The organism is Methylovorus sp. SPW-M1, from assembly GCF_053848825.1.
This window is the reverse complement of the sequence record NZ_CM132626.1, coordinates 2,719,786-2,737,750: the sequence shown is the minus strand read 5'-3', so window position 1 is coordinate 2,737,750 and position 17,965 is coordinate 2,719,786. Positions and strand designations below refer to the sequence as shown.

Sequence of the window (17,965 nt, the reverse complement as noted above, 5' to 3'; positions counted from 1 at the left end):
GGAATGTGATGGCGAATCAACAAGTGGATCAGGGGAAGCGGCGCTTTTTAATCGCAGCGACTACCGCAGTGGGAGGTGTGGCGGCCGCGGCTGTTGCAGTTCCTTTTATTACAAGTATGTTGCCAAGCGAGCGAGCAAAGGCAGCGGGTGCTCCAGTCGAGGCTGATATCAGCAAGATCGAGTCGGGCGCCATGATCACCGTCGAGTGGCGCGGTAAGCCAGTATGGCTGATCAATCGTAGCCAGGAAATGATGGCCGCATTGACCCAGCATGATGACAAATTGTCTGATCCCAAGCTGGAAGTCACCACGCAGCAGCCTGCGTATTGCCAGAATGCTTCACGTTCGATCAAGTCGAATTTGATGGTGCTGGTGGGTATATGTACTCACCTGGGCTGTTCACCATCTCCCAAATTACAAGCTGGTAACGAAATGGGCGCAGATTGGCCGGGCGGTTTTTTCTGTCCTTGCCATGGTTCCCGTTTTGATCTGGCGGGTCGTGTATTCAAAGGCTCTCCCGCACCTATCAATCTGGTGGTGCCTCCACACAAATACCTCAACGACAATCTGCTGTTGATTGGTGAAGACGACAAGGGGGCCGCGTAATCATGCAAAAATATTTAACTGGTTTGCTCGGGTGGGTAGATGACCGTTTTCCATTGACGGCCAACTGGAAAGCTCACCTCTCAGAGTATTACGCTCCCAAGAACTTCAACTTCTGGTATTTCTTCGGTTCATTGGCACTGTTGGTGCTGGTGTTGCAGATCGTTACTGGCATTTTCCTCACGATGAATTACAAGCCTGATGCAGAGCTCGCCTTTGCTTCGGTGGAGTACATCATGCGTGACGTTTCCTGGGGCTGGTTGATTCGCTACATGCACTCAACCGGGGCTTCCATGTTCTTCGTGGTGGTCTACCTGCATATGTTCCGTGGTCTGATCTACGGGTCTTACCGGAATCCTCGTGAGCTGATATGGCTGTTCGGTGTAGGTATTTTCCTTGCGCTGATGGGTGAGGCATTCTTCGGCTATCTGTTGCCATGGGGGCAGATGTCCTACTGGGGTGCTCAGGTGATTATCAATCTGTTTACCTCTATCCCGTTTGTTGGGCCAGATATTTCACTTTGGCTGCGCGGTGATTACATGGTGTCTGACGCGACCCTTAACCGGTTCTTCGCGTTCCACGTAATTGCTCTTCCGTTGGTGCTGCTTGGTTTGGTGGCTGCGCATATCATTGCTCTGCATGAGGTGGGCTCTAACAACCCGGACGGTGTTGAAATCAAGAAGCAAAAGGATCCTGAAACCGGTATCCCATTGGACGGTATTCCTTTCCATCCGTATTACACGGTGAAGGATATTGTCGGCGTGTCAGTTTTCCTGATCGTGTTTTCGGCCATTATCTTCTTTGCGCCGGAAATGGGCGGCTACTTCCTGGAAGCAAATAACTTCATTCCGGCCGACCCATTAAAAACACCAGCGCATATTGCGCCTGTTTGGTATTTCACGCCTTACTACTCTATTTTGCGTGCGGTGCCGCCCATCATGAATTCGCAGTTCCCTGGCGTTGCTGCTATGGGTCTGTCTGTCGTGATTTTCGCCTTGCTGCCTTGGCTGGATCGTAGTCCCGTGAAGTCGATACGCTATCGCGGTCCTATCTACAAGGTGTGGCTGGCATTGTTTGTAGTGAGCTTTTTGATTCTGGGTTATCTGGGTACCGAGCCCTCGAATGTCTGGGGCGTGTTTGATCCTTCAACATTCATCGTGGGCGGTGCGGACCGTGCGACGGTTGTAGCTAGAATTTTCACTGCAGTTTACTTTCTGTTCTTTATCTTGATGCCTTGGTATACCAGCATCGATAAGACCAAGCCAGTTCCAGAAAGGGTAACAGGATAATGAAAAAGGTATTATTGTTGGTCGGCCTGTTATTGCCTGCCTTGGTGATGGCAAATGAGAGCGTGCATCTTGATCATGCGCCTATCGATCCCAATAATCAGGCTTCGCTGCAGCGTGGCGCCAGGACATTTGTAAACTACTGCCTGAGCTGTCACAGCGCTGCCTATATGCGGTACAACCGGCTTAAAGACATTGGTTTGAGCGATGCTGAAATCAAATCAAACCTGATGTTTGCTGGTGAGAAGGTGGGCGACACGATGACTGTCACCATGCCTAAGCGCGATGCCAAATCCTGGTTTGGAGCAACACCTCCGGATCTCTCGGTGCAGGCGCGTGCATATGCAAACGGACCTGACTGGCTGTACAGCTACTTGAGAGGCTTCTATCGTGACGATACTCGTCCGACAGGCTGGAATAATACTGTCTATGACAAAGTGGCTATGCCTCACGTGCTATGGCAGTTGCAAGGTGAGCAAACCCTCAAGGTTCAGAAAACAGTGGATGAGCACGGTCACGAGGTCGAGAAGCATGCGCTGGTGCTGACCAAGCCAGGCGTGCTTGAGCCTGCTCAGTATGACGCGATGGTCGCTGACCTGGTGAATTACCTGGTATTCATGAGCGAGCCTGCTAAAGGTCTGCGTCTGCAATTGGGATTAATCGTGATCCTGTTCCTGGGTTTGCTTTTCATCGTCGCGTACTATCTGAAAAAAGAATTCTGGAAAGATATACACTAACGTTCTATTCAAGGCGGGATTGCCTTTGCGGGCAATCCCGCTTTTTTGTTTTGTAAGGAAACAACATCATGATGACTTTGTATTCTGGAACTACTGATCCATACAGCCACCGCTGCCGCATTGTGCTATTTGAAAAAGGCATGGATTTCCAAGTGATCGACGTGGATCTTGCCAACAAGCCAGAAGATCTGGCCGTAATCAATCCGCACAATGAAGTCCCTGTCCTCGTTGAACGTGATTTGGTGCTGCAGCAAGCAAACATCATCAATGAATATATAGACGAGCGTTTTCCTCATCCTCAGCTTATGCCCGCTGACCCTGTCATGCGAGCACGTGCCAGATTGTTTCTTCACAACTTTGAAGAGCAGTTGTTTAGTCATATCAAAGATATTGAGTCTGGCAATCAGAAGCTGGCTGATAAGGCGCGCTTGATTATTCGAGACAATCTGACGCAGATCGTGCCTTTGTTCAGCCGCCAGGAATATATTCTGGGCGACGAATTTTCCATGCTGGATGTGGCCATTGCACCGCTCTTATGGCGTCTTGGACATTATGGAATTGAGCTGCCCAAGCAAGCTGCACCTTTACTTAAGTACGCAGAACGTATATTCTCTCGCCCGGCTTACATCGAGGCGATGACCCCTTCCGAAAAAGCAATGCGGAAGTAAGGTCATGGAAAATGTTTCATCCACTAAGCCCTACCTGATACGCGCCGTGCATGAGTGGTGCGTAGACAATGGATTTACGCCACATTTGCTAGTGGCGGTGGATGAAAATACCCGAGTGCCAATGGCATACGTAAAGAATGGCGAAATAGTGTTAAATATCAATTATTCAGCCACCAAGGACTTGGTGATTGATAACACTGCAATCAGTTTTTCGGCAAGATTTTCTGGTGCTTCGCAAAATATTTACGTGCCAATTGGCGCGGTTCGTGGTATCTTCGCTCGCGAAAATAGTCAGGGCATGTTTTTTGAGGCTGAGCCTGTTGAGGATAAACCTGATCAGGTAAGTCAGTCTGAAGCTGTTGAAAAGCCTCAGGCGCCTAAAGAAGTAAAAAAGCCTTCTCTGACGTTGGTCAAAAAAGATTAAATAAGTTTTACGCCGGATTAGCTCAGTTGGCAGAGCAGCGCACTTGTAATGCGAAGGTCGTCAGTTCGATTCCGACATCCGGCACCAGTTACCGCCCAGTTAGGGTTTGACAGTACGTGAAATTGTCAGCATAATCTCGGGTTCGGTTTGGAGGGGTGGCCGAGTGGTTAAAGGCGACGGACTGTAAATCCGTTCTCTCAGAGTACGAAGGTTCGAATCCTTCCCCCTCCACCAAATTTAAAGTTGGAGCCAGCGTTGATAACTGGCGAGGCGCGCGGGTGTAGCTCAGTTGGTAGAGCACTTGCCTTCCAAGCAAGATGTCGCGAGTTCGAACCTCGTCGCCCGCTCCAGTTTAAGTAAGAATTTAGTAAAGCGCCCATGTGGCTCAGTGGTAGAGCACTCCCTTGGTAAGGGAGAGGTCGCGGGTCCGATTCCCGCCATGGGCACCACTTCATTAACTTGATAAAGTCGGTTAAAGGAAACGGTAATGGCAAAAGGTAAATTTGAGCGGACGAAGCCGCACGTCAACGTAGGCACGATTGGTCACGTTGACCATGGTAAGACGACGCTGACAGCGGCGATCACGACAATTCTGTCGAAGAAGTTTGGTGGTGAAGCCAAGGCATACGACCAGATCGATGCAGCGCCAGAAGAAAAGGCACGTGGTATTACCATCAACACAGCGCACGTTGAATACGAAACTGCAACTCGCCACTACGCTCACGTAGACTGCCCAGGCCACGCCGACTATGTTAAGAACATGATTACCGGTGCTGCGCAGATGGACGGCGCGATTCTGGTCTGTTCCGCTGCTGACGGCCCTATGCCACAAACGCGTGAGCACATCCTGCTGGCCCGTCAGGTTGGCGTACCTTACATCGTCGTGTTCATGAACAAAGCTGACATGGTTGATGATGCTGAGCTGCTTGAGCTGGTTGAAATGGAAATCCGCGAACTGCTCTCCAAGTACGACTTCCCAGGCGATGACATCCCTGTGATCAAGGGTTCCGCCCTGAAGGCACTGGAAGGCGACCAATCCGAAATCGGCGAACCTGCCATCTTCCGTTTGGCAGATGCGCTGGACAGCTACATCCCAACCCCAGAGCGTGCTGTTGACGGCACCTTCCTGATGCCAGTGGAAGACGTATTCTCCATCTCTGGTCGCGGTACTGTGGTAACTGGTCGTATCGAGCGTGGTATTGTGAAGGTTGGTGATGAAATCGAAATCGTTGGTATCAAGCCAACCCTGAAGACCACCTGCACCGGCGTAGAAATGTTCCGCAAGCTGCTGGACCAAGGTCAAGCAGGCGACAACGTTGGCGTACTGCTGCGTGGTACCAAGCGTGAAGAAGTTGAGCGTGGTCAAGTATTGGCCAAGACCGGTTCGATCAAGCCACACACCAAGTTCAGCGCAGAAATCTACGTGCTGGGCAAGGATGAAGGCGGCCGTCACACCCCATTCTTCAATGGCTACCGTCCACAGTTTTACTTCCGTACCACTGACGTAACTGGTGCAGTAGAGCTGCCAGCTGGTACCGAAATGGTAATGCCAGGCGACAACGTATCCATCACGGTGGCACTGATTGCCCCGATCGCGATGGAAGACGGTCTGCGCTTTGCTATTCGTGAAGGTGGCCGTACCGTTGGTGCCGGCGTCGTCGCGAAAATTATTGAGTAATCGTTTCTGATCTGACTGGGGCTGCGCGATGTCCATCGTTGCAGCCCTTGTGCGTTCTCCAGAGTTTTAGGCCAGTAGCTCAATTGGCAGAGTATCGGTCTCCAAAACCGAGGGTTGGGGGTTCGAGACCCTCCTGGCCTGCCATTACAACATTAAGTGCGCAACATATATGATTGATAAAATTAAGCTTGTGCTTGCTTTGATACTTGTCGCTGCAGGCGTGGCAGGCTTTTATTTGCTGTCTGAGCATGCGCTGGTTGTGCGAATCCTGGCTGTATTGGCCGGGATTATTGCTGCTGTCGTTGTTTTCTGGTCCACGCCTTTGGGGCGTGAGGCTTTTGCGTTTGTGCAAGATTCAGCTGCTGAAGCACGTCGCGTCGTTTGGCCAACGCGTAAAGAGACAATACAGACTACCGTTGCAGTCTTTGTGCTGGTAATGGTGATGGCGGTCTTTCTATGGCTGGTTGACATTGGCTTTTTGTGGGGTGTGAAAATGCTGATGGGAAGGGGCGCCTAAGATGAGTATGCGATGGTATGCAGTGCAAGCCTTTTCTGGCTTTGAAAAATCCGTTCAGCGTGGTCTGGAAGAGCGTATTGCTCGTTCAGATTTGCAGGATATGTTTGGTCAGATTCTCGTCCCTGTTGAAGAAGTGATTGAGATGAAAAATGGCCAGAAGGCCATTAGTGAGCGCAAGCTTTACCCTGGGTATGTGTTGGTTCAAATGCAGATGAACGACGATACCTGGCATTTGGTTAAGAGCACTCCGCGAGTGACAGCGTTTATCGGTGGTACAGCTCTCAAGCCTACCCCGATCAAGGATAAGGAAGTTGAGATTATCCTTCAGCGTATGGATGAGAGTAAGAGTAACCCCACCCAGAAGCTTACCTTCGAAAAAGGTGAGTCAGTACGAGTTATTGACGGACCCTTTAAAGATTTTTCTGGCAATGTTGAAGACATTAACTACGAAAAGAGCAAGTTGCGTGTCTCTGTCGTAATCTTCGGACGTGCCACCCCAGTAGAGCTTGATTTCGATCAGGTAGAAAAAGAAGTTTAAGATTTCAGGCTTGCCTTTGGCAGGCCTGTTTGCGTCTTTAAAAATGACGCAGTGGCTGTAGCGTGAGCTGCATTTATTGACGGGGAGCTTTGTAACTAAAGCGCTTGTACCCATTGAGGAGTTTAAAATGGCAAAGAAAGTTGTCGGCTATATCAAGCTGCAGATTCCTGCAGGCAAAGCCAATCCTAGTCCACCAGTTGGTCCAGCACTGGGTCAGCGTGGTTTGAATATCATGGAATTCTGCAAGGCATTCAATGCTGCTACGCAGAGTCTGGAGCCAGGTCTGCCAATTCCAGTGGTCATCACTGCATTCGCGGACAAGAGCTTCACCTTCGTAATGAAGACCCCTCCCGCTACCATTCTGATCAAGAAGGCAGCGAAGATTGATAAGGGTTCCCCCCGTCCTCATACCGATAAGGTTGGCAAGATCACTCGCGCTCAAGCCGAAGAGATTGCTAAGACTAAAGCACCTGACTTGACAGCAGGTGATCTGGATGCGGCTGTTCGTACCATTGCAGGTAGCGCACGCAGCATGGGTATTGAAGTGGAGGGTGTGTAAATGGCTAACATTTCTAAACGTTTGCAGGCTCTGCGTGCCAAGGTTGACCGTAATAAAGTTTACGCAGCCACCGAAGCCCTGACTCTGGTAAAAGAAACTGCAACCGCCAAGTTTGATGAGTCGGTAGACGCTGTTATCAATCTGGGTATTGATGCACGTAAATCTGACCAACTGGTTCGTGGCGCTCTTGTATTGCCACACGGCACTGGTAAGACCAAGCGCGTGGCTGTATTTGCCCAAGGCGCCGCTGCTGAAGCAGCCAAAGCCGCAGGTGCAGATATTGTTGGTTTTGAAGATCTGGCTGAACAAGTTAAGGGCGGCATGCTCGACTTTGACGTTGCAATTGCGACTCCTGATGCTATGCGTATCGTGGGTGCTCTGGGTCAAGTGCTCGGTCCACGTGGCCTGATGCCTAACCCCAAGGTTGGTACGGTTACTCCTGACGTGGCTACTGCAGTCAAGAATTCCAAGGCAGGTCAAGTCCAATATCGTACAGACAAGGGCGGTATCGTGCATTGCACTATCGGTCGTGCCTCTTTCGGTGTTGACGCTCTGCAAGCCAACTTGGCTGCACTGGTTGATGCTTTGAACAAAGCCAAGCCAGCATCTTCCAAGGGTGTTTACCTGAAGAAGGTCTCGGTTTCCAGCACCATGGGTGCTGGTGTGCGTGTTGATCAGTCCAGCATCGCTTAATGTAAAACTTGCCAGCCTGGCTGGCATTAAAAGAACTTTGGGCCTGTGGCGGGAACATTCGTCACAGGGTTATCAAAGACCGTAGGAATCTCGCAAGAGATTTAATCGGGGCAGGCTTAAGTTGGTGGCTTGTCTATCCTACGCAGATGGCGTTACCCGAAACAGGATATCAACACAATGTGTATTCCTGATGAAAGGTCGCCGTGGGAAGGTGTTTGCGGGCAACTGCAAATGCTTAATTAACGGAAGGAGAAGACCTTGAGTCTTAATCTTGAGCAGAAAAAGGCAGTGGTTGCTGAGGTCAGCGAGCAAGTCGCAACGGCACAGGCAATCATTCTTGCTGAGTATCGTGGCATTGAAGTAGGGGATATGACCCAACTGCGTGCACAAGCCAGAAAATCCGGTGTGTATCTGCGTGTTCTGAAGAATACGCTGGTGCGTCGTGCTGTTGATGGCACCCCGTTTTCCGGTCTTGCTGACGCAATGGTCGGCCCTCTGGTATTCGGTATTTCTACCGATCCAGTTGCCGCGGCAAAGGTATTGAGTGATTTCGCCAAAGCCAACGACAAGTTCGTTATCAAGGCAGGTGCAATGCCTAACCAGGTCATGGATGCGAAAGCAGTTCAAGCCCTGGCGTCGTTGCCTAGCCGTGAAGAGTTGCTGGCCAAGTTGCTGGGCACCATGCAAGCCCCGATCGCCACTTTTGTACGTACGCTTAATGAAGTACCTACGAAGTTTGCGCGCGGTCTGGCTGCAGTACGTGACCAGAAACAAGCAGCTTAATCAAAATCAAATTATCAGGAGTATTACAAATGGCATTATCTAAAGCAGAAATTCTTGACGCAATCGCGTCGTTGACCGTTCTGGAACTGTCCGAACTGATCAAGGATCTGGAAGAGAAGTTTGGTGTATCCGCTGCAGCTGCTGCTGTAGCTGTTGCTGCAGCTCCTGCTGCAGGCGGCGCTGCTGCCGCTGAAGAGAAAACTGAATTCGACGTAATTCTGGTTTCCGCTGGCGACAACAAAGTGAACGTTATTAAGGCTGTTCGCGAACTGACTTCCCTGGGTCTGAAGGAAGCTAAGGACCTGGTTGACGGTGCTCCTAAGGCTGTTAAGGAAGGCGTATCCAAGGCTGATGCCGATGCTGCCGCCAAGAAGCTGGAAGAAGCTGGCGCTAAGGCCGAAGTTAAGTAATAAGCAATACTGTGGTGCACAGGCTGACGGGAGACCGTCAGCCTTCACCATTTTAAGAAGATATAAAACAGAGGGTTATTTTTAGCACTCTGTTTTCTACCTTCTACCCCCTCTCAGGAGATGCTATGAGCTATTCCTTTACCGAGAAAAAACGTATACGTAAAAGTTTTGCCAAGCGTGAAAGCGTGCAGGAAGTACCTTACCTGCTCGCCATGCAATTGGAGTCGTATGCGGCTTTCCTGCAGGCTAATGTGCCCGTCGACAAGCGTGAAAATGCAGGATTGCAAGCCACGTTCAACTCGGTTTTCCCTATTGTTAGCCATTCCGGCAATGCCCGTCTGGATTACGTCAGCTATACCTTGGGTCAAGAGCCTTTTGACGTCAAGGAATGCCAGCAACGTGGCCTGACCTACGCCGCACCTTTGCGCGTAAAGGTCCGCCTAACAATCATGGATAAAGAAGCTTCCAAGCCTACCGTGAAGGAAGTCAAGGAGCAGGAAGTCTACATGGGCGAACTGCCCCTGATGACGGAGAATGGCTCGTTTGTTATCAACGGCACTGAGCGCGTTATCGTGTCCCAGTTGCATCGTAGCCCTGGCGTATTCTTCGAGCATGATCGCGGTAAAACCCATAGCTCGGGCAAACTGCTGTTCTCGGCTCGTATCATCCCTTACCGTGGTTCCTGGCTCGACTTTGAGTTTGATCCAAAGGACTACCTGTATTTCCGCGTTGACCGTCGTCGCAAGATGCCAGTGACCATTCTGCTGAAAGCCCTGGGCTTTACGCCAGAGCAGATTCTGGAAACGTTCTACGATCTGGACACGTTCCATATCAGCGCCAAGGGTGTGCAGTTTGAACTGTTGCCCGAGCGCCTGCGCGGTGAAGTCGCCAAGTTCGACATCATCGACGGCAGTGGCAATGTCATTGTCGCCAAGGATAAGCGCATTACCGTCAAGCATATCCGCGACATGGAAAAAGCTGGCATCAGCAAGATCAATGTGCCTGAAGAGTTTGTACTCGGCCGTGCATTAAGCTCCGGCATTATCGACAAGGAAACCGGTGAAGTTGTGGCGAATGCCAACGACGAAATCACCGAGTCTTTGCTTGAAAAGTTGCGTGAAGCCAAGGTTGGCAAGATTAATACTCTGTATGCCAATGACCTCGATCATGGTGATTACATTTCGCAAACCTTGCGCATTGATGAAATCCCTGACCAATACAGCGCACGCGTTGCGATCTATCGCATGATGCGTCCTGGTGAGCCACCTACTGAAGATGCTGTAGAAGCCCTGTTCGATGGCCTGTTCTTCAATGAAGAGCGCTATGACCTGTCGACCGTTGGTCGCATGAAATTCAACCGTCGTGCATTCCCTGAAAAGATTGAAGAGCGCACTGCTGCCTGGTTGCGTCGCTTCTATGAAAAATCAGGTGCACGTGGTGCTGAAGGTGCTCCGGTTCTCTCCAACGAAGATATTCTGGCTGTTATTGCAGTTCTGGTTGAATTGCGCAATGGCCGTGGCGAAATCGACGATATTGACCATCTGGGTAATCGTCGTATCCGTTCCGTTGGTGAATTGGCCGAAAATCAATTCCGTGCCGGGCTGGTTCGCGTTGAGCGCGCCGTCAAGGAACGTTTGTCACAAGCTGAATCTGACAACCTGATGCCGCACGATCTGATCAATGCCAAGCCGGTGTCGAGCGCGATCCGTGAGTTCTTCGGTTCGTCTCAGCTTTCCCAGTTTATGGATCAAACCAACCCGCTGTCGGAAATTACCCACAAGCGTCGTGTTTCTGCTCTGGGCCCAGGCGGCTTGACCCGTGAACGTGCTGGCTTTGAAGTGCGTGACGTACATTCGACCCATTACGGCCGTGTATGTCCGATTGAAACGCCTGAAGGTCCAAACATTGGTCTGATCAACTCCTTGGCGCTGTACTCACGCACCAATCAGTATGGTTTCCTGGAAACGCCTTACCGTCGTGTTGATGGGAACAAGGTAAGTGACAAGATTGACTTCCTCTCTGCGATTGAGGAAAGCCAATACATGATCGCCCAGGCTAACTCTGAGCTGGATAAGAATGGCCAGTTCAAGGAAGAGCTGATCTCTGCCCGGTACCACAATGAATTCACCATGGCACAGCCTGATCGCGTGCAATACATGGACGTGGCTCCTGGTCAGATTGTCTCGGTAGCGGCTTCCCTGATTCCGTTCCTGGAGCACGATGACGCCAACCGCGCATTGATGGGCGCCAACATGCAACGTCAGGCAGTACCATGTCTGCGTGCTGAAAAAGCGATCGTGGGTACCGGCATTGAGCGTACCGTAGCGGTAGACTCCGGCACGACTGTACAAGCCCGCCGCGGTGGTATCGTGGATTACGTGGACTCTGGTCGTATCGTGGTGCGTGTGCATGATGCCGAAGCGGCTGCTGGCGAAGTCGGCGTGGACATTTACAACCTGATCAAGTACACCCGTTCCAACCAGAACACCAACATCAACCAGCGACCGCTGGTCAAGATTGGTGACGTGCTGGCTCGCGGTGACGTGATTGCCGACGGCGCATCTACCGACATGGGTGAATTGGCACTGGGCCAGAACATGCTGGTCGCCTTTATGCCATGGAATGGTTACAACTTCGAAGACTCGATTCTGATCTCCGAGCGCGTTGTGGCAGATGACCGTTATACATCGATCCATATCGAAGAATTGTCCGTGGTTGCCCGTGATACCAAGCTGGGTGCAGAAGAAATTACACGTGACATCTCCAACCTGTCCGAGCGCATGCTTGGTCGTCTGGATGAGTCCGGCATCATCTACATCGGTGCGGAAGTGGAAGCAGGCGACGTGCTGGTCGGCAAGGTAACACCTAAGGGTGAAACCCAGCTGACACCAGAAGAAAAGCTGCTGCGCGCCATCTTCGGTGAGAAGGCTTCTGATGTTAAAGATACTTCCCTGCGCGTGCCTTCCGGCATGTCAGGTACCGTTATCGACGTACAAGTCTTCACCCGTGAAGGCATTGATCGCGACACGCGTGCACAGCAGATCATTGATGATCAGCTGGGTCACTACAAGCAGGATCTGGCTGACCAGATGCGTATTGTGGAAGACGATGCATTCGGTCGTATCCGTCGTCTGATCGAAGGCAAGGTAGCCACAGGTGGTCCTAACAAGCTGAAGAAGGGTGAGACCCTGACCGCTGAGTATTTGGAAAGCATTGGTCGTTATGACTGGTTTGATATTCGCCTGTCTGACGAAGAAGCTGCCCGCCAACTTGAGCAGCTGAAGGACAGTCTGGCACAAGCCCGCGTTGAGTTTGACAGCAAGTTCGAAGAGAAGAAGCGCAAGCTGACTCAGGGCGACGAGTTGCCTCCAGGCGTGCAGAAAATGGTCAAGGTTTACCTGGCTGTTAAGCGTCGTATTCAGCCTGGCGACAAGATGGCCGGCCGTCACGGTAACAAGGGTGTGGTTTCCAAGATTGTGCCAGTAGAAGATATGCCACACATGGCAGACGGTACCCCTATGGATATCGTGCTGAACCCGCTGGGCGTGCCTTCACGGATGAACATCGGTCAGATTCTGGAAGTTCACCTGGGTTGGGCTGCCAAAGGCTTGGGCATGCGTATTGGTGCAATGCTGCAGGCAGAAACCAAGGCCAATGAAATCCGTAAGTTCATCGACCAGATTTACAACAACAGCAACGGCAAGAAAGAAGACATCAAGTCGCTGACCGACGAAGAAGTATTCGAACTTGCCCGCAATCTGGAACGCGGTGTGCCATTTGCAACGCCAGTGTTTGACGGTGCAACCGAGCAGGACATCCGCGACATGCTGGATCTGGCATTCCCAGATGATGATGCCCGCACACAGCAGCTGCAGTTTGCGGCTGGCAAGACCCAGGTCAAGCTGATTGACGGCCGTTCCGGTGAGCCATTCGAGCGTCCAGTGACGGTTGGCTACATGCACGTACTGAAGCTGCATCACTTGGTAGATGACAAGATGCATGCACGTTCTACTGGTCCATACTCGCTGGTTACTCAGCAGCCATTGGGCGGTAAGGCGCAGTTTGGTGGTCAGCGCTTCGGTGAAATGGAAGTTTGGGCACTGGAAGCCTATGGTGCTTCGTACACCCTGCAGGAAATGCTCACGGTTAAGTCGGATGACGTATCCGGCCGTACCAAGGTCTACGAGAACATCGTCAAGGGCGAGCACAAGATCGATGCCGGCATGCCGGAGTCGTTCAACGTGCTGGTGAAGGAAATTCGCTCGCTCGCTATCGATATTGACCTGGACCGTAATTAAGGAGAATCCGCGTGAAAGCTCTATTAGACTTATTTAAGCAGGTAACACAGGAAGAAGAATTTGATGCGATCAAGATCGCGCTGGCTTCTCCTGAAAAAATCCGCTCCTGGTCCTATGGCGAAGTTAAAAAGCCAGAAACCATCAACTATCGTACGTTCAAGCCAGAGCGTGATGGTCTGTTCTGCGCCAAGATTTTTGGCCCGATCAAGGACTATGAATGCTTGTGCGGCAAGTACAAACGCCTGAAGCATCGCGGTGTTATCTGCGAAAAATGCGGCGTTGAAGTCACCTTGTCCAAGGTGCGTCGTGAACGCATGGCTCACATCGAGCTGGCTTCACCGGTAGCCCATATCTGGTTCCTGAAGTCCTTGCCAAGCCGTTTGGGCATGGTGCTGGATATTGCCTTGCGCGATATCGAGCGCGTGCTGTACTTCGAAGCATATATCGTGATTGATCCAGGCATGACCCCGCTGACACGTGGTCAATTGCTGACGGAAGACGACTACCTGGCCAAGGTAGAAGAGCACGGCGATGAATTCAATGCCGTGATGGGTGCTGAAGCTGTGCGCGAACTCTTGCGTACCATGGATGTGCACACGGAAATTGAAAAGCTGCGTCGTGAACTGGGCGAAACCGGTTCCGAAGCCAAGATCAAGAAAATCGCCAAGCGTCTGAAGGTTCTGGAAGCATTCCAGAAGTCTGGCATTAAGCCTGAGTGGATGATTCTGGAAGTGCTGCCTGTGCTGCCACCAGAACTGCGTCCGCTGGTTCCTTTGGATGGCGGCCGTTTCGCTACTTCCGATCTGAACGATCTGTATCGTCGCGTGATTAACCGTAATAACCGTCTGAAGCGCCTGCTGGAACTGAAGGCCCCTGAAATCATCGTGCGTAACGAAAAGCGCATGCTGCAGGAGGCGGTTGACTCGTTGCTGGACAACGGTCGTCGCGGCAAGGTCATGACAGGCGCCAACAAGCGTCCTCTGAAGTCACTGGCCGACATGATCAAGGGTAAGGGCGGTCGTTTCCGTCAGAACTTGCTGGGTAAGCGCGTGGACTACTCCGGTCGTTCCGTGATCGTGGTGGGTCCACAGCTCAAGCTGCATCAGTGCGGTCTGCCGAAGAAGATGGCGCTGGAACTGTTCAAGCCATTCATTTTCCACAAGCTGGAAGTATTGGGTCTGGCCACGACTATCAAGGCCGCCAAGAAGAAGGTTGAAGAGGAAGGTCCAGAAGTCTGGGATATCCTGGAAGACGTGATTCGCGAGCATCCGGTCTTGCTGAACCGTGCACCTACGCTGCACCGTTTGGGTATTCAGGCATTTGAACCTGTGCTGATTGAAGGCAAGGCCATTCAATTGCACCCTCTGGTCTGCGCCGCGTTTAACGCCGACTTTGACGGTGACCAAATGGCGGTTCACGTGCCTTTGAGCCTGGAAGCGCAAATGGAAGCCCGCACACTGATGCTGGCATCCAACAACGTGCTGTCTCCAGCCAACGGCGAACCAATTATTGTGCCTTCGCAGGATATCGTGCTGGGTCTGTACTACATGACCCGCGAGAAAAAAGCCGCACGCGGCGAAGGCATGCGCTTCGCCAACGTTGCTGAAGTTCAACGTGTGTACGATGGCGGTCTGATCGATTTGCACGCACGTATCACTGTGCGTATCCGCGAATTCGATATGGAAGTCGATGGTCAGAAGCGCGAAAAGATCACCCGTTACGAAACCACGGTTGGCCGTGCCCTGCTGTCCGAAATTCTGCCAGCTGGCCTGCCATTCAGCGTGATTGACAAGGCACTGAAGAAAAAAGAAATTTCCAAGCTGATCAATGCCAGCTTCCGTAAGGTGGGCATCCGCGAAACCGTTATTTTTGCGGACAAGCTGATGTACACCGGTTACAGCTATGCGACGCGTGCTGGTATTTCTATCAGCATCAACGACATGCTGGTACCGCCTGAGAAAGAACAGTTGATTGCGGCTGCCGAATCTGAAGTCAAGGAAATCGAAGACCAGTATGTTTCTGGTCTGGTGACTCAGGGTGAGCGTTATAACAAGGTGGTGGATATCTGGGGTCGTGCCGGCGATAAGGTCGCTGACGCCATGATGAAGCAACTGCGCGAAGAAACCGTGCTGGACGCCAATGGCGATGCTGCCAAGGATGAAAATGGCAAGGTCATCAAGCAAGAGTCGTTTAACGCGATTTACATGATGGCTGACTCCGGCGCCCGGGGCTCTGCAGCGCAGGTGCGTCAGCTGGCCGGTATGCGCGGTCTGATGGCGAAACCGGATGGCTCCATCATTGAGACACCGATTACCGCCAACTTCCGTGATGGCTTGAACGTGTTGCAATACTTTATTTCAACCCACGGTGCCCGTAAGGGTCTGGCAGATACCGCGCTGAAAACAGCGAACTCCGGTTACCTGACGCGTCGTCTGGTGGACGTTACGCAGGATCTGGTGGTGACTGAGCTGGATTGCGGCACGACGGAAGGCCTGGTCACCAAAGCGCTGGTCAAGGGTGGTGAAGTAGTTGAGCCATTGCATGACCGTATTCTGGGTCGCGTAGCCGCACTGGATGTGATCAATCCTGAAAATCAGGAAGTGGTTTACCCTGCTGGCACACTGCTGACCGAAGATGAAGTTGAGCATATCGATGCCCTGGGCATTGATGAAGTCAAGGTGCGTACTGCGCTGACTTGCGATACACGCTATGGTATTTGCGCTAAATGCTACGGTCGTGACTTGGGTCGCGGCAAGCTGATCAATATCGGCGAAGCTGTCGGTGTGATCGCGGCACAATCTATTGGTGAGCCTGGTACTCAGCTGACCATGCGTACTTTCCACATCGGTGGTGCGGTATCGCGTGCGGCTTCTATCAGTCAGGTAGAAAGCAAGTCGAACGGTATTGTCAGCTTCACTTCAACCATGCGTTATGTGACCAATGCCCGTAATGAGCAAGTGGTGATTTCGCGTAACGGTGAAGCCGTGATTCACGACGAAAATGGTCGTGAGCGCGAGCGTCATAAAGTGCCTTATGGTGCGACGCTGCAAGTGACAGATGGCAAGCAAGTGAAGGCTGGTCAGGCTCTGGCTACCTGGGATCCGCATACTCGCCCGATCATTACGGAATACGCTGGTCGAGTGAAGTTTGAAAACGTCGAAGAAGGTGTGACCGTTGCCAAGCAGGTAGATGAAGTCACTGGTTTGTCCTCCCTGGTGGTCATTGATCCTAAGCAGCGTGCTGGTCAATCCAAGGGCTTGCGTCCGCAGGTGAAGTTGCTTGATGCCAATGGTGTTGAAGTCAAGGTTGCCGGTGGCGATGCCTCTGTTAACGTGACATTCCAGCTGGGTTGCATCATTACCGTGAAGGATGGCCAGGAAGTAGGCGTGGGTGAAGTACTGGCGCGTATCCCGCAAGAGTCTTCCAAGACTCGTGATATTACCGGGGGTCTGCCACGCGTTGCCGAACTGTTTGAAGCACGTTCACCTAAAGATGCTGGCATGCTGGCGGAAGTTACCGGTACTGTTTCCTTCGGTAAGGACACCAAGGGCAAGCAACGTCTGGTCTTCACCGACCTGGATGGTGTATCCCATGAGTTCCTGATTCCTAAGGACAAGCACGTGACGGCGCATGACGGTCAAGTCGTGACTAAGGGTGAAAGCATTGTTGACGGTCCGGCAGATCCGCAGGATATCCTCCGTCTGCAAGGTCGTGAGGCATTGGCCCGCTACATCATCGATGAAGTGCAGGATGTGTATCGTCTGCAAGGCGTTAAGATCAATGACAAGCACATCGAAGTTATTGTGCGTCAGATGTTGCGTCGTGTACGTATCACCGATGCTGGCGATACCAACTTCATCATGGGTGAACAGGTTGAGCGTGCGGATGTGTTGTCGGAAAACGAACGCGTCATTGCAGAAGACAAGCGTCCAGCCAGCTATGAGTTTGTCTTGCTGGGTATTACCAAGGCATCGCTGTCGACAGATTCGTTCATTTCTGCCGCTTCCTTCCAGGAAACGACACGCGTACTTACCGAGGCTGCAATCCTTGGCAAGCGCGACGAACTGCGCGGTCTGAAAGAAAATGTGATTGTTGGCCGTCTGATTCCTGCAGGTACAGGGCTCGCATATCACGAAACACGCAAGCGTCAATCGGCCGGGGTGGATGCAGCACCAGCCGTTATCGAGGAAGCGATTATTGAAGTTGAACCGCAGCAAACACCAGCAGAAGAAGCCGCTGGAAATATATAGTTGCTTGACAACCTATTGAACGCTAAATAAAATGCTATGTTTTCCGGGATGGCGCTTGTCGCCGTCCCGTAATTTTTAGCGAGCTAACAAATTTAAAGGCTAAAGAGTTATGCCAACCATCAATCAATTAGTGCGCAAGCCGCGCCAAAAAGTAGTGACCAAGAGCAAAGTTCCAGCTTTGGAAAGCTGCCCACAAAAGCGTGGTGTTTGTACACGTGTTTATACGACAACACCTAAGAAGCCTAACTCCGCTTTGCGTAAAGTGGCTAAGGTTCGCCTGACCAATGGCTATGAAGTAATTAGCTACATCGGCGGTGAAGGCCACAACCTGCAGGAGCACTCGGTTGTGCTGCTGCGCGGTGGTCGTGTGAAGGACTTGCCAGGTGTGCGTTACCACATGGTGCGCGGTAGCCTGGATACTGCCGGTGTTAAAGACCGTAAGCAGTCCCGCTCCAAATACGGCGCGAAGCGCCCTAAGGCTGCATAAGCTGATTTGCTTAGCGGTCACCAAGTTTAAGGAAA

General features: G+C 51.7%; 15 protein-coding genes and 5 tRNA genes. All 20 read left to right on the top strand.

Annotated elements, in window-relative coordinates:
* The first annotated feature begins 8 nt into the window (after positions 1-8).
* The 20 genes from petA (at position 9) to rpsL (ending at position 17,930) form a co-directional block, all read left to right on the top strand.
* On the top strand, positions 9-605 hold the full coding sequence (gene petA / locus ACWWD9_RS12955) for a ubiquinol-cytochrome c reductase iron-sulfur subunit (protein ID WP_013441111.1): 597 nt from the start codon (positions 9-11) through the stop codon (positions 603-605).
* Positions 606-607: 2 nt separating this feature from the next.
* Entirely contained in the window at positions 608-1,891 is a 1,284-nt protein-coding gene (locus tag ACWWD9_RS12950) for a cytochrome b (protein ID WP_455867243.1), read from the top strand.
* A complete protein-coding gene (locus ACWWD9_RS12945; protein WP_455867242.1) occupies positions 1,891-2,625 on the top strand; it encodes a cytochrome c1 in 735 nt (244 codons plus the stop codon). Before ACWWD9_RS12950 ends, ACWWD9_RS12945 begins: the two co-directional genes overlap by 1 nt.
* Positions 2,626-2,693: 68 nt before the next feature.
* Positions 2,694-3,293, top strand: a complete 600-nt coding sequence (locus ACWWD9_RS12940) for a glutathione S-transferase N-terminal domain-containing protein (protein ID WP_013441114.1) — start codon at positions 2,694-2,696, stop codon at positions 3,291-3,293.
* A gap of 4 nt (positions 3,294-3,297) precedes the next feature.
* Entirely contained in the window at positions 3,298-3,717 is a 420-nt protein-coding gene (locus ACWWD9_RS12935) for a ClpXP protease specificity-enhancing factor (RefSeq protein ID WP_013441115.1), read from the top strand.
* Positions 3,718-3,728: 11 nt separating this feature from the next.
* Positions 3,729-3,804 (top strand) — tRNA-Thr (locus tag ACWWD9_RS12930).
* A 62-nt stretch (positions 3,805-3,866) separates the two neighbouring features.
* A tRNA-Tyr gene (locus ACWWD9_RS12925) sits at positions 3,867-3,951 on the top strand.
* 40 nt (positions 3,952-3,991) lie between these two features.
* A tRNA-Gly gene (locus ACWWD9_RS12920) sits at positions 3,992-4,067 on the top strand.
* Between the two features lie 24 nt (positions 4,068-4,091).
* Positions 4,092-4,166: transfer RNA gene (locus ACWWD9_RS12915), tRNA-Thr, on the top strand.
* 38 nt (positions 4,167-4,204) lie between these two features.
* On the top strand, positions 4,205-5,395 hold the full coding sequence (gene tuf / locus ACWWD9_RS12910) for an elongation factor Tu (RefSeq protein ID WP_013441116.1): 1,191 nt from the start codon (positions 4,205-4,207) through the stop codon (positions 5,393-5,395).
* Positions 5,396-5,463: 68 nt separating this feature from the next.
* Positions 5,464-5,539, top strand: a tRNA-Trp gene (locus ACWWD9_RS12905).
* 7 nt (positions 5,540-5,546) lie between these two features.
* Positions 5,547-5,912: a preprotein translocase subunit SecE gene (gene secE, locus ACWWD9_RS12900; RefSeq protein WP_255348597.1), complete on the top strand. Its 366-nt coding sequence runs from the start codon at positions 5,547-5,549 to the stop codon at positions 5,910-5,912.
* A gap of 1 nt (position 5,913) precedes the next feature.
* Positions 5,914-6,450, top strand: a complete 537-nt coding sequence (gene nusG / locus ACWWD9_RS12895) for a transcription termination/antitermination protein NusG (protein ID WP_013441118.1) — start codon at positions 5,914-5,916, stop codon at positions 6,448-6,450.
* Positions 6,451-6,577: 127 nt separating this feature from the next.
* On the top strand, positions 6,578-7,009 hold the full coding sequence (gene rplK / locus ACWWD9_RS12890) for a 50S ribosomal protein L11 (RefSeq protein ID WP_013441119.1): 432 nt from the start codon (positions 6,578-6,580) through the stop codon (positions 7,007-7,009).
* Complete coding sequence (gene rplA / locus ACWWD9_RS12885) at positions 7,010-7,702, top strand: 50S ribosomal protein L1 (RefSeq protein ID WP_015829257.1); 693 nt, start codon at positions 7,010-7,012, stop codon at positions 7,700-7,702.
* 258 nt (positions 7,703-7,960) lie between these two features.
* The gene (gene rplJ / locus ACWWD9_RS12880) at positions 7,961-8,485 is read left to right on the top strand and encodes a 50S ribosomal protein L10 (protein ID WP_015829258.1); all 525 of its coding nucleotides are present in this window, start codon (positions 7,961-7,963) and stop codon (positions 8,483-8,485) included.
* A gap of 29 nt (positions 8,486-8,514) precedes the next feature.
* The gene (rplL, locus tag ACWWD9_RS12875; protein WP_013441122.1) at positions 8,515-8,895 is read left to right on the top strand and encodes a 50S ribosomal protein L7/L12; all 381 of its coding nucleotides are present in this window, start codon (positions 8,515-8,517) and stop codon (positions 8,893-8,895) included.
* Between the two features lie 125 nt (positions 8,896-9,020).
* A complete protein-coding gene (gene rpoB / locus ACWWD9_RS12870; RefSeq protein ID WP_013441123.1) occupies positions 9,021-13,193 on the top strand; it encodes a DNA-directed RNA polymerase subunit beta in 4,173 nt (1,390 codons plus the stop codon).
* Between the two features lie 11 nt (positions 13,194-13,204).
* Positions 13,205-17,443, top strand: a complete 4,239-nt coding sequence (gene rpoC, locus ACWWD9_RS12865) for a DNA-directed RNA polymerase subunit beta' (RefSeq protein ID WP_455867241.1) — start codon at positions 13,205-13,207, stop codon at positions 17,441-17,443.
* A gap of 109 nt (positions 17,444-17,552) precedes the next feature.
* Positions 17,553-17,930 (top strand): 30S ribosomal protein S12, encoded by a 378-nt coding sequence (rpsL, locus tag ACWWD9_RS12860; protein WP_015829259.1) that lies wholly within the window; start codon positions 17,553-17,555, stop codon positions 17,928-17,930.
* The last annotated feature ends 35 nt before the right edge of the window (positions 17,931-17,965 follow it).

Coding starts and splice junctions, on each gene's coding strand:
- petA (WP_013441111.1), top strand. CDS start 9: ATGGCGAATCAACAAGTGGATCAGGGGAAGCGGCGCTTTTTAATCGCA.
- ACWWD9_RS12950 (WP_455867243.1), top strand. CDS start 608: ATGCAAAAATATTTAACTGGTTTGCTCGGGTGGGTAGATGACCGTTTT.
- ACWWD9_RS12945 (WP_455867242.1), top strand. CDS start 1,891: ATGAAAAAGGTATTATTGTTGGTCGGCCTGTTATTGCCTGCCTTGGTG.
- ACWWD9_RS12940 (WP_013441114.1), top strand. CDS start 2,694: ATGATGACTTTGTATTCTGGAACTACTGATCCATACAGCCACCGCTGC.
- ACWWD9_RS12935 (WP_013441115.1), top strand. CDS start 3,298: ATGGAAAATGTTTCATCCACTAAGCCCTACCTGATACGCGCCGTGCAT.
- tuf (WP_013441116.1), top strand. CDS start 4,205: ATGGCAAAAGGTAAATTTGAGCGGACGAAGCCGCACGTCAACGTAGGC.
- nusG (WP_013441118.1), top strand. CDS start 5,914: ATGAGTATGCGATGGTATGCAGTGCAAGCCTTTTCTGGCTTTGAAAAA.
- rplK (WP_013441119.1), top strand. CDS start 6,578: ATGGCAAAGAAAGTTGTCGGCTATATCAAGCTGCAGATTCCTGCAGGC.
- rplA (WP_015829257.1), top strand. CDS start 7,010: ATGGCTAACATTTCTAAACGTTTGCAGGCTCTGCGTGCCAAGGTTGAC.
- rplL (WP_013441122.1), top strand. CDS start 8,515: ATGGCATTATCTAAAGCAGAAATTCTTGACGCAATCGCGTCGTTGACC.
- rpoB (WP_013441123.1), top strand. CDS start 9,021: ATGAGCTATTCCTTTACCGAGAAAAAACGTATACGTAAAAGTTTTGCC.
- rpsL (WP_015829259.1), top strand. CDS start 17,553: ATGCCAACCATCAATCAATTAGTGCGCAAGCCGCGCCAAAAAGTAGTG.